Genomic DNA, 13,664 nt, shown 5'->3' on the forward strand with positions numbered 1-13,664 from the left:
TCCTTGTGCGCATGCGGGTCTCGCATGCGCACCGGTCAAACGGAATCCCTACCGGACTCTCGTGTTAGGCAGGATCAAAATTCATTTGGGTTAGGGGACTGGAAGCCTCCAGCTATGAATTTGCCTTCCTTGCGGCTTGGTTGATTAAGAAGTGTACCGCCTGCAGGCGCTGGGGCTTGTGCTATCGCGCCTGGGAAGATCGGCAGGATTATTCTGGAAGAATGCGTTTCAGAATGGTGAATCCGATTGATGGAGAGAGAGCCAGCTGGAATGCTCGCAACTAAACGGTGCGGGATAGGGTTGGGCGCGCCAATTGTCAGCTCAAGACTATGCCCCTTTCGTACAACGTGAGCGAGCGGATTGAGCAAAGACATCCTTACTTCACATATCTCTTTCGGCTTAAGCTTTTCGTTCTTCGCGAACGAATGTAATACCTCCTCGGAAGTGGTCTGTGCTTCGTCAATCTCTTGGAAGGATGCACGGTGTAAGCCTGACTGTAGGAACAGAACGGTATCATCTGGACCGACATCTTTGAGCGTGATTGCTAAATCGGCATCGTCTCCGCTATCAATGCTAAGAAATAGAATTACCTCTGGGTTCCCTAACAGCGTCATGTCATCGATTGTCGCCTTGGTTCGATAGTTTAGTACTCCGTATTCATATGGCAGAAGCGCAAATTGTTTATCCCCGCCAGTAAGTTCGACTCCGGTCGGATAGATATAGGAACGGACACCTTCCTTTGGGCTTGAGGAAGGCTGTTCGATTGAAAGGCTCCCGTCTGCCGTGAGGAAAAAGGGCCGCCGTTGCACCGCAGGCTCTGGCCAGGTAGAATGAGACGTAGTCCAACCTGCAACCGCTTTCTTCGGATCGCCCTCGGCCGCGCTGACTTCCCAGAATACCTTTACGGCCGGTTCTTTCTCAATGCCATTTTGGATACCTTTGACCCAGCGATCTAGGAACCTAATCTGTTCGGCGCGGATGAAAGGATAGCCCCTCCAGAAGGATCCAGTTCTGTGGTCCCCATTCGTCAGAAGTAGTCGTTTGTTTTTCAAGTTAGGCATCAATCGACTGAAGATTCGCGCGCCCTCTCTCGCGGCGCCGCCCCATTCATCCTGCCACGCACCTATGATCATTGTTGGTACGTTAATTTGGCCTACAACCTCAGCGCGGGCGGGATCCACGCTGTGCCACCACTCATCTTTGAACGTGTGCTCTCGCATCAAGTCAAAATATTGGTTCTTGACAATCTGCTGAGCACTTCCACGAATCTTGTCGTATTCGGTGTCGCCGTGGCTGATCCGCCAATCCACTCCGCTCAAGTGAGTGTGAATCTGGGTCCAGATTTCCCATGTCGCTAAGCTTGGCTGCATCATGCCGCCCAAGTATCCCATCGTTTCGAAACCATCGCAGAGCGCAGAGGGCACAATGGCTTTCAAGTGAGGAGGCTTCTCCGCAGCGACCCAGAGCTGGCTCGATCCCACATATGAATTGCCCGCCATCCCGATGTTCCCGTCGCTCCAAGGCTGCTCAGCGATCCATTCGATGATCTCGGCACCACAGGCGCCTACTATGCGGTTCGGAAACCAGTGGTCGACGATACCTTCCGAGCACCCTGTTGCAGGCCAGTTCGCGCCGAGGATAGCATAACCAGCATCTAAACATGGCTTGGCATCTTCGAACGGTATTGCACTGCCGGCATAGGGAGAGAAGGTAAAGATGGTCGCGTGTCGGCCGATCTTAGGGCGGTATGAAACGTAGGCGATACGTGTGCCATCTCTCATGGGCACGTACGCTACGTCGCAAATAACATCAGATTCCATATAGTTCATGTTGTCCTCCGTGTTTAGCTATGTGCAAGGTCTGGCTGCTGCCAAGATGGGTTCAGTCCCGATAAGGCTACACAGGATGCGGCGGTGCGAACGGACCCTCCACGATCGCTGCCATAGGTAATCGGAGTAATCGCGCGCCGACGTCCGCCGCGGAGACACCAGAAGAGCCACCGGCGGAGCGCTCCAAATTCCATGGATTTCCGGTAATGCCATCGAGAATGCGTTAGCTGAGTCCGGACACGCCCAACTCGGGGTAATTTTGTTCTTCCGAGACACCGGAGTCCGCGGGCCCGTGCGTGACAAAAAAATACCTCTCGGTTTGAGCGGCAGCCATTGAACACGCGGCTTATTTTTGCTGGGGTGTCCATCTTCGCGAGCTCCTATTTCCTCGTGAAGGAATGCACCCGTTGAACGGCCTGGCGTCGGCGCCACCAACCATCTCAGTACCTTAGATGCGGATCAAACTCGTCGTGAGCGTCGCGTGCCAAGCCCGTCAGTTCCACAGGCGTCACTTCGCTGGCTACCACGAGCAAAGCCAATCGGTGGCGTCGTATCTATGTATTTTCTCAATAGCATTTCAGCGATCCCTCACTTTCTCCCGATTATCTTGGCGCGACGAAGTGTGGCGGCTGTATAGGCGCGATCATGACTCGTCACCGTTGGAGTTGGCCTAACTTGAGACAGCAGTTGCTGCTCCAACTGGCCCATTTCGCCCTTCAGTGGAAAATGGCATCTGAAGCTGTGCTCGTTGTCTTCTGGGCTTGCTGAAGCTTCAGGGAACACGCGATGACAGATATCCTGCGCATAACGACAACGGGTGTGGAACTCGCAGCCGGATGGTCGTCTCATCAGACTCGGCACCTCACCCTTGAGCTCGATCCTATTGAGCACCGCATCCGGATCAGGCTCGGGATTGGCCGCAAGCAGCGCCTCCGTATAGGGATGACGCGGGTGCTCAAAGATGCGCTCGGTCGAGCCGACCTCAATAAAGCGGCCGAGATACATGATCGCCATTCGATCGGTCATGTGGCGCACGACATTGAGATTATGCGAAATGATCAGGATCGCCATGCCGAGTTCGTCCTGAAGCCGCGCGAGAAGATTAAGCACCTCGCCCTGCACCGAGACATCGAGGCCTGCAGTCGGCTCATCGGCGATGATCAAGTCCGGATTCAGTGCAAGAGCACGCGCGATACCAACGCGCCTGGCCTGACCTCCGGAAAGTTGATGGGGATAGCGGCGGGCAAAATCCGCCGGCAAGCCGACCATCCGAAGCAGGCGCTCGGCTTCGCTTCCCGCATCGCGATCCTTTAGTCCGTGGACCCGGAAAGGCTCCGTCAGCAGTGATCGCACCGTCAGCCTTGGCGAAAGCGAGCCGACCGGATCCTGGAACATCATCGCCATGCGCCGCAAGTAAGGCTTGCGTTCAGCCCCGCTTAGCTCCTCAATTTCCTGTCCGTCGAAGCTGATGCTGCCCCTCACAGCCCGCTGCAAGCCGATTATCGTGCGGGCGATGGTGGATTTGCCTGAGCCGCTTTCGCCGACAAGGGCGAGTGTCTCGCCCTTGCCGATTTCAAAGGACACGCCGCATACCGCGTCGATCAAAGGGGCCTTCGTCCCGGTTGCGAACGCCTTCAACGGACCCATGGTGCGGAAGCGGACACGCAGGTCGTCAACCCGAAGCAGCGCGCTCATGCCGAAACCAGCCGTTCTTCGTCGAGGAGATGGCATCGTGCGACTTGGTCTACGCCGATGCGGTACTCACCCGGGTTCTCTTGGACACAGCGGTTGGACGCATGTCGGCAGCGTGTGCAAAAGATGCAGCCCTTCCTGTTGCCCAGAAGACTCGGCACCTCACCGGGTATGGTCGGCAAAGTCCGTGTCTTTTGTCTGATCCGTCCCGGATCGCAGTCGAGCAGCGCGCGCGTGTAGGGGTGAGCAGGATTGTGAAAGATGTCCCGGACAGCTCCCTGCTCCACCACTTCGCCCGCGTACATGACGGCGACGCGGTCGCACAACTCAGCCACCGCGCCGAGATGGTGGGAGACGAAGAGAATCGAGCAACCAATTTCTTTTTGCAGATCCTTGAGCAAATGAATGATCTGTACTTCCAGCGTTGCATCGAGTGCCGTTGTCGGCTCGTCGGCGACGAGGAGCGCTGGTTTCACAAGCAGCGCCATGGCAATGCAAACGCGCTGCCGCATGCCGCCAGAGAAATGATGCGGATAGGCCACGATACGGCTTTGCGGATCAGGAATTCCTACCCGGAGAAGCATTGCGATGGCACGAGCGCGCTTTTCGCTCCGGCTTCCCTGTTCATGGTGCTGAATATCGATCATCTGGCTCTCGATAGTCCGCACCGGATTGAGTGCGGTCATCGGATCCTGAAAGATCATGGAGAGACGGTCGCCGAGCAGGCTCCGCCGCGCCTGAGCCGGCATTTTGAGCAGGTCTTCACCTTCGAACAGAATGCTGCCGGCTGTCACATCTGCATTTTCGGCCAGCAGGCCCATCACTGTATATGCGAGCGTCGACTTCCCGGATCCGCTTTCGCCGACTATGCCAACCACCTGTGCGGCTGGCACGTCGAGAGAAACGTTACGCAGGGCATGAACGCGCCCACGCGGTGTGCCGAAATCGAGATTTAGGTCACGAATCTCAAGAAGCGGCCGGGCGGACTTATGCTGTGTCAGATCCTCGCGTCTCATAGATCTTTCCGCAATTTTGGATCGAATGTGTCGCGCAGCGCCTCGCCCAGGAACGTGAAGCCAAGCGTTGCCAGGACGATGGGAATGCCGCCGGCTATGACCAACCAAGGCGTCTGGTTGATGTAGCTATAACCATCGTTGAGGATAGCACCCCAATCGGGCGTTGGTGGTCGCACGCCCATGCCCAGAAAGCTGAGGCCCGCCTCTACGGCGATGACGGCCGGCACGTCCATGCTCACGAGAATGAGAAGCGGGCCGAGGACGTTGGGCAGTATGTGCACGGCCAGAATACGCGTCGTGCCTGCGCCCATACTACGCTCTGCGGCGATATACTCACTGCTACGCAGCGCTTCCGTCTGCGTGCGCACGACACGCGCGTAAATGGGCATGGACGTTATTGCGATGACGAGGATGACACTCGCCAGGCTTGGTCCCAGAAGCGCGATCATGGCCAGCGCAAAAATGATACTGGGAAACGACCGGATCGTATCGAAGAAAAGCAGGAGCAAATTGTCGAGCCAACGCGGACCGAAGCCCGCGATCAAACCAAGGACCAGGCCGACTGCCAGTGAACTGCCCAGAGAGGCGAAAGCAACGAGGAGCGGGATACGGCCTCCCATGATGGTGCGAGAAAACGTATCGCGGCCCAGTTGGTCCGTACCCAGCAGAAAATCCAGTGAAGGGCCAGCCAGACGTGGCCCGACCATGATCCGGGTCGGATCGTGCGTGATAACCAGCGGAGCGAAGATCGCAATTGCTGCTATGAGGACAACAAGCAGCGCTCCGAGAATGCCCAGGCGGTTTTTACGAAATTGCCCCCAAAAGGTGCGAAAGGCGCCGACAGCCGTGGCATCGTTGGCTTCCGGACGGAGGGCTTCAACGCTTACCATGTCAGAGCTTTTCCCGGGTTCGCGGATCGAGCAATGCGTTGACCACATCCGAGAGCGTCGTGGCGGCAACAATGAGGAAGGTTGTGACGAGCACGACGCCCATCACGATCGGATAGTTCCGTGTATTGACCGCGTTCACAATCAACGCGCCTATGCCAGGTCTCGCGAAAACCACCTCGATAAAGACAGCGGACGAAAGCAGCCACGCGATGCCTACCCCGAGTATGGTCACGGTCGGCAGGATCGCGAGCGGCAGCGCGTAGCGCGCAACGATGCGCCATTCCGAGATCCCGAAGGAGCGAGCCATTCGGATGTGGTTTTCGCCCAGGATCTCAAGCATGGACGCGCGCACCAATCGGGAGATGTAGCCGACCCAGCCAATCCCTATGGCGAAAGCTGGGAGGATGAGATGGATAAGTCCATCCCAGAATCCATTGCCGACACCGATCGCTGGCAACCAGCGCAGCGTCACGGCAAATATCAGCAGCGCGTAGACCGCCACGACGAAGGAAGGAATTGCTATCGTGGCGACCGTCACGACACCGGCCACCTGGTCGACCAAGGAGTTGCGCCGCATCGCCGAGTAGCAGCCGAGCGGCACCGCTACCACGACCGCCCATAAGATCGAAACCATGATCAGTTCGGTCGTATAGGGCAATTGCTCGAAGACAATGTCGGCAACAGGCCTCTGGCTGAATACGTCAAAGCCGAGATTGCCATGAAGCAGCCCGCCGAAGAACGTGACGATCTGCACGATGAGCGGCTTATCCAGCTCCATCTGCTGATGCAGCAGCGCCTTCATCTCGGGCGTCGCCCGCGGGCCGAGGAGAACCGCGGCAGGATCGCCGGGCACTGCCCTGATCATCAGGAACAGTAGCGTCACCGCGATCGCAATGATTGCAATCGCGAGGACGATACGCTTGACGAGATATAGCCACATATTCCCTACGCCGCTTGAGGCTAAACCGGCTTGAAATTGAGGAACAGCGGGCGTCCGTCCGGGAGTGTCGCGGCCTGCGTTTTCGTGGTGCGATACATAACTGGATCGCCTCCATAGGTCAGAAATCGGAAGGCGCCGGACTCCTCCAAGAGATCCTGCATCTCTTGGTAGACCTTCGCCCGCTCGTTCGGGTCGCTGATGGTGACCCCCTTGGCGCTGAGCTCGTCGTAACGCTCGCTGCGAAAACGCTGCCAGTTCCACACGCCCACTTGATCTTGCACGAACCAGGTCGTTGCGTAGTGCGGATCAGGCAAATTGCTGAAGTACATGACGGTGAGCTGCAGCTCCTTCCAGCGATCGCCTTCCGATTCCATGCCGAGTGCCCAGTACGATCCGCTATCCTGGACATTGACTTCTGCCGTGATGCCGATCTGCGATAATTGTGCCTGCACAGTCTGGGCTATGGTGGAATAAGTGCTCTCGTTCAGGCAATCGATGGTCAAGTTTAGATCGCTCACACCGGCCTTTTCCAGGAACTCCTTGGCCTTCGCAAGATCGCCTTCCGGCGGGACGAGTGCTTTCTCGCGATGCCCCACAATACCTGGAGGAATGGTGCCTGTGCCGACCTCAGCCTGTCCAGCATATGCGACATCCAAGATCTGGGGCACATTGATCGCCCACTGGATCGCCTTGCGGACATTAATATCCTTCAGCTTCGGATGATCCATATTCATGCCGATCCAATAGTAACGGAGCGAAGAATGTTCCTCGACCTTGGTCTCGGCGGGCGGATTGCTCTTCAACGTCGAAAGCGTATCCAGACTGATACCAGTGAAATCAACGTCGCCCGCCTGATAGGCACGTTCCGCCGTCTTGTCGTCGTTAATCGCGATGATGCGGATTTCGTCGAAGCCCGGCTTTGGCCCCGACCAGTCCGGGTTTCGGGTCAGAAGCGTATACTGCTTCGCCTTCCACTCGGCGAGCACGTAAGGGCCGGAGAAAGCCGGCGGCTTCATGCCGAAACTGCTGCCATTCCCAGTTGCCTTCATCACCGCATCCTCTGAAACGATATGGCCAACTCCAAAGGGGAGCGCGACGTTCCAGACCGGCACAAACGGCGTCTTGAATACGATCACGCCAGTATAGTCATCCTCGATCTCAACGTGGTCCAGTGGGCCCCAATCGGGTTTGATCGGCGAATTGTGCTTGATGACGCGCTCGAAAGAGAATTTGACGTCCCTAGCGGTCATTTCGCCGTAACCGCCGGTGAACCTGATGCCTTTCTTAAGATGGAAGCGGATATGGGTGGGGTCGACCTCTTCGATCCGTTCCGCCGCTTCCAGTTCCCAGCCCCATTCGGAGCCCGGCTTGTACCGAATGAGCTTCGAATAGATGCAGTTCGTCACGTCTATATCCCCGAAACCGATGTAGAATCCGGGGTCGAGAGTAGCGATATCGGAACCGGAGCGCGCCTTGAGCACCTTGCCTTCCGCTGCCCAGATGGCTCGCGACAAGGGCATCCCGGCGATAACACCCCCGCCGAGCGCGGCGCCGGTCTTAAGAAGCGCCCTTCGGCTCATATTGCCTGCGGTACCATTCATGATTGTTCCTCCCTCTTTGTTGAGCGATTTCCCCCTTCGCAGCAGGGCCGCTTTCGTCTTGCTTAACCTGGCACGTCAGCGAGATCGCGAGCCGCACTTTCAACAGGCCGTCGGCGCGAGCCGCGTCTGCTGCTGTCGCTGCCAAACCGGTTCCCAGAAACAGGAATTATACCAGCATCGGACATTTAACTAACGAATATAGTTCGAGGCTGGCATCGACTTTCTCGATCCTCGTCGCATTTGGCTCACTTCCACTCCAAAAGCACGGGAGGATGGTTCACTCGTCATTCGATAAATAGATCATCACTGTTTTTCTGTAGCCGAATGGGAGCACGGGCGCGTGCGTTCCGGGGAGCCGCAGCTTTGCCGCTTCTCTGAACGGTGCCTGTGAGGGCATCACTGCATCTCGAGAGCGACCCGTCATTTCTTCGGACCGATATCGTCTTTGCGTGAGGCCGAACCAAACGCCAACACCAGATGAAGGCAGAAAGCCACGATTCTCCACTCCCCTTCTACGCAGATGTTCACGGGGAATGGCGCGAATTCAATGAGCTCTCTGCGTTTTGGCGAACAGGATTCTGCTACTCGAAAGTCTTTCTCACCATCCGCAAGCGTTAAAAATTGTGACAATTCTATATTACAAATGTTAAGATAACATCTATGGGATAATATAGCTCTTTAACATACTTATAATAGAAATTGCCAAATTTCGCCACAATCAAAGCAGACTTTTGTCATGGCCATGGGAAATCTACGTCAATGTCTCATCGTGGCTTTACTTGTAAAAGGACGTCTCATGTGCGTGCCGCTCATTTCCGCAATGGCCAACAAATCGCGTTCATTGGTACTGGCAGCATGGGGCGACCGATGATCGCCAAGCTCTTGCAAGCCGGCTATTCGGTGAATGTCTACGACATCGATCCCGCGGCTGCGAGAGACGTGCTGGAAAAGGGAGCCCGGTGGCATAACGCACCGCGCGACGCGGCCCGCGATTGTGAGATTGTCATCACCTGCCTGCCGCTGCCACACGACGTCTTTGACAACATGACGGGCGAGCAAGGTGCTTTGGCCGGAATGGCACCGGGCAGCGTATGGATCGATACGTCCACCACGGACTACCACAACACGATCGAGATCGCCCGCCGGGCCGCAGCAATTGGCGTGGATTCACTAGAAGCGCCCGTGAGCAACTTGTCCCACATGGGGGTCGATTTCGCCAATGTCAGCTTCTTCGTCGGCGGGCCATCGGAAGCCTATGTGCGTAGCGAGACAGTGTTACAAATTATGGGAGCCGTCTCCTTCCATGTCGGAGACATCGGTCAGGGCCAGTCAATCAAATTACTGACGAACCTGCTCTTTTACACTGCAGCCGTTGCGAGTGGCCACGCGCTCTGCCAAAGCGTGCGAGAGGGCATTCCAGCGCAGCAGGCCTGGCGCAAGTTTGTCGGCTCGTCCGCGAATTCCGTTGCAATCGAGCAGTTCGTCCCGTTTCTCCTGGATGGTAGCTACGATCGCTCTTGCACTCTGGAGATCACGGTGAAAGATATGGGCTTGACCGTCCAGCTGGCCGACGAACTCGGCGTGGGACTGCCGATCGGGCGCGCGGTCGAAAAGCGCTATAGCGAGGCGGGACGGAACTTCGACCGATACGACAGCCATCTGCGAGTCATCAAGCTGGCGGAGGTGGTCTTCGGCGTTCGACTGCAAGTGCCGGGCTATCGCGCGCCATCCAAGTACGGCGCCGACCCCGCGCATCCACCAGACCAAGAATTCCTGACCGATCCCATCGGACGGATCAAACCGAAGCGTGAGCATGTGTTTCCGCTCGACGACGTCCCACTCAGTGACATTCAGATACACTTGCTCAAGTCGCTGGTTGGCGAGCTCACCCACGTCAATCGCCTGATCCTTGACGAGGCGTTTGATCTCGGTCGCGGCATGGGCCTGAAGGATGCCCTGATCTACGACGTTATTATCTGGAGCGTAGGCGCCTCAGCTTGGTCGGATAGTCGGGGTCAGGAATACAGCAACGCGCACATTGTAGATCCAGCCGGTACCGTTGCGCCTTCGCTTAGGACTATACCGCATCTCATCCACCCGTTCACGGAGAAACTGTCATGACCACCCTCGATCAGCAGACAGCACTAGAGCAAGCCGCACGAAAGCGCATCAAGGATTCTCATGCGCTCGACGGCGACGTCGGTCGTTTGGCCCACTTCTATCGCGGTTGGGCCAGTTCCTATGAGTTGGATGTCGGCCGCGACGGGTACTGCGGGCCGAGGATCGTGGCGGAACTGGCGGGTGCCGTGCAGACCGCGTATTTGGCCAATGACCGCGCAGCCATCGCAATCCTGGACGCCGGGTGCGGAACAGGTCTCGTCGGCGTGCAGTTGAAGCGCCTTGGCTTCCAATTGCTCGCCGGTTGCGACCTCTCCGAGGAGATGGCCGAACAGGCCCGGAAAACTGGCGTCTACCGCCATGTCCAAGGCGATGTCGACCTTAACGGGCCGCTCTCCGATTACTCCAGCGCGAGCTATGACATCACGGTCTGCTGCGGCGTGTTCACGCTCGGGCACATCCGGCCGGACGCACTGCGCGAACTGGCTCGCGTGACGCGCCCCAATGGATTCATCATCGCAAGCACCCGCACGAGCTATGCGGAGGCCACATCCTTTGAACATGAGGTGCGGCGTCTGCAGGATGAAGGCGTGCTTGTGACGGCACAGCGTCTAAACGACGGCAAATATATCGCTGAGGAGGGTGCGCATTACTGGGTTTTCAAAGTGCCCGATAGGGCCTGCGCAGAAACGGGGCAGCAGCTATGACCACACTACCGCAAATCTCACTAGCAAAATTGGCCGCCGATACAACGCGACACGAAGAGCGCGAGCGCCTACGTCTGGCCTGCGAGGAATACGGGTTCTTCTACCTCGAGCACGGAATCCCGAAAGAACAGATCGCAGAAGCCATCCAGGCTTCCCGGCGGTTCTTCGCGTTGCCGCAGGCGACAAAGGAACGTTTCGGTCACTCCGCCCAAGAAGTGTACCCCACTACTGCCCGTGGATACAGTCCGTTGTACGGCGAGGCGCTGCATCCCGAGGCCGGCCCCGATCCGAAGGAAATTTTCGACCTCGGAATCGAGAACGAAGGGGACCGGCGTCCGTTTGCTGGTTGCACACGCCTTCCGGATGACGCGGTGGCTCCTGGTTTCGCGCGAAGCCTGCTTGCTTTGCAGGCTACCATGGTCAACGACGTTGTGCCGAAGCTCGGGTTCGCGCTGGCCGACCTGCTCGATATGGAAGAGGGCTGGTTCCAACGCCATTTCAGCCCGCCGACGGTCCTGCAACGCGTGATCCGGTATCCATCTACTGGCGGCACGGCCGGAAAGCATACTGACAATGGGTTCTTCACGCTGCTGCTGCAGGAGGAACTCCCCACGCGCTCCTTGCAGGTGTGGTTCGGGGGGCGCTGGGTGCCGGCGCCGAGCTTGCCCGACAGTCTCGTTGTCAATCTGGGCGACATGCTTCAAGCCTTGAGTGATGACTGCTTCAAGAGCACGCCCCATCAGGTCGTGCACACCGGTCCGGCCGAACGAATTTCGCTTCCCTTCTTTATCTATCCTGACATCGACGCTCGCCTGACTTCCCGGCAAGGAAAGCAAACCTTCAGCGTCGCAGAAGTGATGCTTCGCAACTTTGAATCAATCTGGGAAACCAGGGATGGCGCCGGACGGGCGCGAGAGTTGCAGTAGGTCGTTCGCGGTTGATGGCCCTCGATGGCGGCGATGTCGGTTTTCTCGGAAACGTAACGGTGGCTCGGTCGGTTCAATGGGTGGAATTCGGGCAAGCCCTTTCGGAGGCTGAACGCGGCAATCATGCTTCGCAGCCGTGCCGGCAGTTCCATCGACACGGGTGTGGCCCGATCCGAGCATTTCTCCTTCAACGGCCTGAAGGCTCCGCCATTCTTGGCTCCGTGTCACACCGTCGGCAACCAAAACGTTGCAACAGATCCTTGCACTAAATTCACAGAATCTTTGCAAACGCAGAGTGCGGACGATGGTACCCCCATCGTAAGTCTGAGGGAGGGCACGGCTAGAAAAGCTGATGCCCATCTACAATCTGACCGCCGCGCAGCTCGCAACAGAGGGTCAATAGCAATGGGAAGAAAAGCGCTCATCCTGGTTGAAGGCGGTCCATGGGGTTGTGATCTCCTATACGTCCACGCGGCCCAGCTTCTTGGTCTTAATCCAATTATCTTTTCGGCTGATCCAACTTGCGGCGACTATCTTGCGGCGGAAGGGATTGAGGCAATCCGCGTCGACACAAGCGATCTCGATTCGCTGATCCGTGAATGTTCCCGGATACGTGCGACCTATGATATTGCCGGCATTATGGGCAGAGCTGTGGCCTATGCGACAGTCGGCGAGCTCTGCCGGCATTTCGATCTACCGGGACCGAACCCCGCATCTATTGAACGATGCCAAGACAAATTCACTCAACGTCAACTCCTTACGGAGGCCGGCGTTCCGATGCCTGCCTATTGCTTGGCAGCGAATGCGAACGACGTTGAAAGGTCTGCCGCAGAGATCGGCCTGCCGGTGGTTCTTAAGCCAACTGTAAGCGGCGGCAGTATTGGAGTTCGATTGTGCCGCAACTTCGACGAGGTTGCCGAGCATACGGCCTATCTGTTGGGCGGGAAGCACATATGGCGGTCGTCGCCGAGCATACTGGTTGAAGAATTTGCACAAGGCCCCTACTACACCGCTGACATAATGGGAAATGAGGTCATTGGGATTGGTGCCGGTGACTTCGGCCCTCCGCCGCATTTTGTCTATCGTCAGTTCACCTATCCGGCCCTCCTGACTGATGAGGAGTATAACCGTATCGCCGATGTTTCGTTGCGCTGTTTGCGAGCTCTCGACCTTGGCTGGGGGCCAACGAACATTGAATTCCGGTGGACGAGGGGTGGCCCGGTCGTCATTGAAGTCAATCCGCGTATGGGTGGCACGCCCGATCCCCAACTGGTTCGGCTGGCTTACGGTGTCGATCTAACCACCGAACACATCAAGCTTGTCATCGGGAACGAATGCGATTTGCGTAAAAGGCATTCGCACACTGCGGCCGCGCGGTTCCTGGTTGCTGATAGCGATGGCACCCTCGATTGGATCGGCGGCGACAGCCGAGCGGCCGCTGTGTCAGGTGTCGCCGAGGTCAAATTCTACGTCCAACCGAAAGCGCCGATCGTCAGGAAAGGCGATTACCGAGATACGATCGGACATGTCATTGTCGCTTCACCTAGCCATGCTCAGACCGAGGCAACATTGCAGCGTGCCGTCGACTTGATCGATTGGTCGATCACACCATTTCCGACCCTTGGCGAATAGGAACAATCTGCTGCTGGTACGTCCCGGCGCAGGTCGCGTAAGGTAAGAGCTGGTCGTGGCCGAACGTTGGTGCAATTGTCTGAATCCGAGATATGCCATGGTGAGGCATGGGGGGATTTCGTCTTAGCGCCCTTAACCCAGAAGGAAACTGACGGTAGTTTTCATGAAAGACCCCAGGGGCGAGGAATCTCTGCGCCGGCGAACAATTCGGTCATCTTGCTTTGCATCTTGTGCTCCTCATTCAATAACTGGGTTGTCATGTAACGTCGCAGGGCAAGGATTTCGTCTCATTGATAATCGACTAGTTACGAAT

11 protein-coding genes are annotated in these 13,664 nt (G+C 57.1%); 4 read left to right on the forward strand and 7 right to left on the reverse strand.

From position 1 onward, the window contains the following. Positions 1–74: 74 nt before the first annotated feature. From NKJ11_RS19330 to NKJ11_RS19360, 7 genes are all read right to left on the reverse strand, one after another. Complete coding sequence (locus NKJ11_RS19330; RefSeq protein ID WP_352794017.1) at positions 75–1,829, reverse strand: CocE/NonD family hydrolase; 1,755 nt, start codon at positions 1,827–1,829, stop codon at positions 75–77. A gap of 67 nt (positions 1,830–1,896) precedes the next feature. Beyond that, on the reverse strand, positions 1,897–2,049 hold the full coding sequence (locus NKJ11_RS19335; protein WP_352794080.1) for an amidase family protein: 153 nt from the start codon (positions 2,047–2,049) through the stop codon (positions 1,897–1,899). Between the two features lie 368 nt (positions 2,050–2,417). After that, a complete protein-coding gene (locus NKJ11_RS19340) occupies positions 2,418–3,524 on the reverse strand; it encodes an ABC transporter ATP-binding protein (protein ID WP_352794019.1) in 1,107 nt (368 codons plus the stop codon). Then, the gene (locus NKJ11_RS19345; protein WP_352794020.1) at positions 3,521–4,537 is read right to left on the reverse strand and encodes an ABC transporter ATP-binding protein; all 1,017 of its coding nucleotides are present in this window, start codon (positions 4,535–4,537) and stop codon (positions 3,521–3,523) included. Before NKJ11_RS19345 ends, NKJ11_RS19340 begins: the two co-directional genes overlap by 4 nt. Then, positions 4,534–5,427 (reverse strand): ABC transporter permease, encoded by an 894-nt coding sequence (locus NKJ11_RS19350; protein ID WP_352794021.1) that lies wholly within the window; start codon positions 5,425–5,427, stop codon positions 4,534–4,536. Before NKJ11_RS19350 ends, NKJ11_RS19345 begins: the two co-directional genes overlap by 4 nt. 1 nt (position 5,428) lies before the next feature. Then, on the reverse strand, positions 5,429–6,367 hold the full coding sequence (locus tag NKJ11_RS19355) for an ABC transporter permease (protein WP_352794022.1): 939 nt from the start codon (positions 6,365–6,367) through the stop codon (positions 5,429–5,431). A 20-nt stretch (positions 6,368–6,387) separates the two neighbouring features. Further along, positions 6,388–7,968 carry an ABC transporter substrate-binding protein gene (locus NKJ11_RS19360; protein WP_352794023.1) on the reverse strand — a complete coding sequence of 527 codons (1,581 nt, stop codon included), beginning with the start codon at positions 7,966–7,968 and terminating at the stop codon, positions 6,388–6,390. A 759-nt stretch (positions 7,969–8,727) separates the two neighbouring features. On the opposite strand from NKJ11_RS19360, the gene NKJ11_RS19365 reads away from it, so the two are divergent. The 4 genes from NKJ11_RS19365 (at position 8,728) to NKJ11_RS19380 (ending at position 13,351) form a co-directional block, all read left to right on the forward strand. Continuing rightward, entirely contained in the window at positions 8,728–10,089 is a 1,362-nt protein-coding gene (locus tag NKJ11_RS19365; protein ID WP_352794025.1) for an NAD(P)-dependent oxidoreductase, read from the forward strand. After that, entirely contained in the window at positions 10,086–10,793 is a 708-nt protein-coding gene (locus tag NKJ11_RS19370) for a class I SAM-dependent DNA methyltransferase (protein WP_352794026.1), read from the forward strand. The genes NKJ11_RS19365 and NKJ11_RS19370 overlap by 4 nt, the downstream gene beginning before the upstream one ends. Further along, a complete protein-coding gene (locus NKJ11_RS19375) occupies positions 10,790–11,719 on the forward strand; it encodes a 2-oxoglutarate and iron-dependent oxygenase domain-containing protein (RefSeq protein WP_352794027.1) in 930 nt (309 codons plus the stop codon). Before NKJ11_RS19370 ends, NKJ11_RS19375 begins: the two co-directional genes overlap by 4 nt. Positions 11,720–12,124: 405 nt before the next feature. Beyond that, on the forward strand, positions 12,125–13,351 hold the full coding sequence (locus tag NKJ11_RS19380) for an ATP-grasp domain-containing protein (protein ID WP_352794028.1): 1,227 nt from the start codon (positions 12,125–12,127) through the stop codon (positions 13,349–13,351). Positions 13,352–13,664 lie beyond the last annotated feature (313 nt).

Origin of the sequence: Mesorhizobium sp. M0243 (assembly GCF_040321775.1) — a bacterium.
In the GTDB taxonomy this organism is placed as follows: domain Bacteria; phylum Pseudomonadota; class Alphaproteobacteria; order Rhizobiales; family Rhizobiaceae; genus Mesorhizobium.

Bases quoted from the DNA above. Each gene is read 5' to 3' on its own strand.
- NKJ11_RS19330 (WP_352794017.1), bottom strand. From the start codon at position 1,829: ATGAACTATATGGAATCTGATGTTATTTGCGACGTAGCGTACGTGCCC.
- NKJ11_RS19340 (WP_352794019.1), bottom strand. From the start codon at position 3,524: ATGAGCGCGCTGCTTCGGGTTGACGACCTGCGTGTCCGCTTCCGCACC.
- NKJ11_RS19345 (WP_352794020.1), bottom strand. From the start codon at position 4,537: ATGAGACGCGAGGATCTGACACAGCATAAGTCCGCCCGGCCGCTTCTT.
- NKJ11_RS19350 (WP_352794021.1), bottom strand. From the start codon at position 5,427: ATGGTAAGCGTTGAAGCCCTCCGTCCGGAAGCCAACGATGCCACGGCT.
- NKJ11_RS19355 (WP_352794022.1), bottom strand. From the start codon at position 6,367: ATGTGGCTATATCTCGTCAAGCGTATCGTCCTCGCGATTGCAATCATT.
- NKJ11_RS19360 (WP_352794023.1), bottom strand. From the start codon at position 7,968: ATGAATGGTACCGCAGGCAATATGAGCCGAAGGGCGCTTCTTAAGACC.
- NKJ11_RS19365 (WP_352794025.1), top strand. From the start codon at position 8,728: ATGTCTCATCGTGGCTTTACTTGTAAAAGGACGTCTCATGTGCGTGCC.
- NKJ11_RS19370 (WP_352794026.1), top strand. From the start codon at position 10,086: ATGACCACCCTCGATCAGCAGACAGCACTAGAGCAAGCCGCACGAAAG.
- NKJ11_RS19375 (WP_352794027.1), top strand. From the start codon at position 10,790: ATGACCACACTACCGCAAATCTCACTAGCAAAATTGGCCGCCGATACA.
- NKJ11_RS19380 (WP_352794028.1), top strand. From the start codon at position 12,125: ATGGGAAGAAAAGCGCTCATCCTGGTTGAAGGCGGTCCATGGGGTTGT.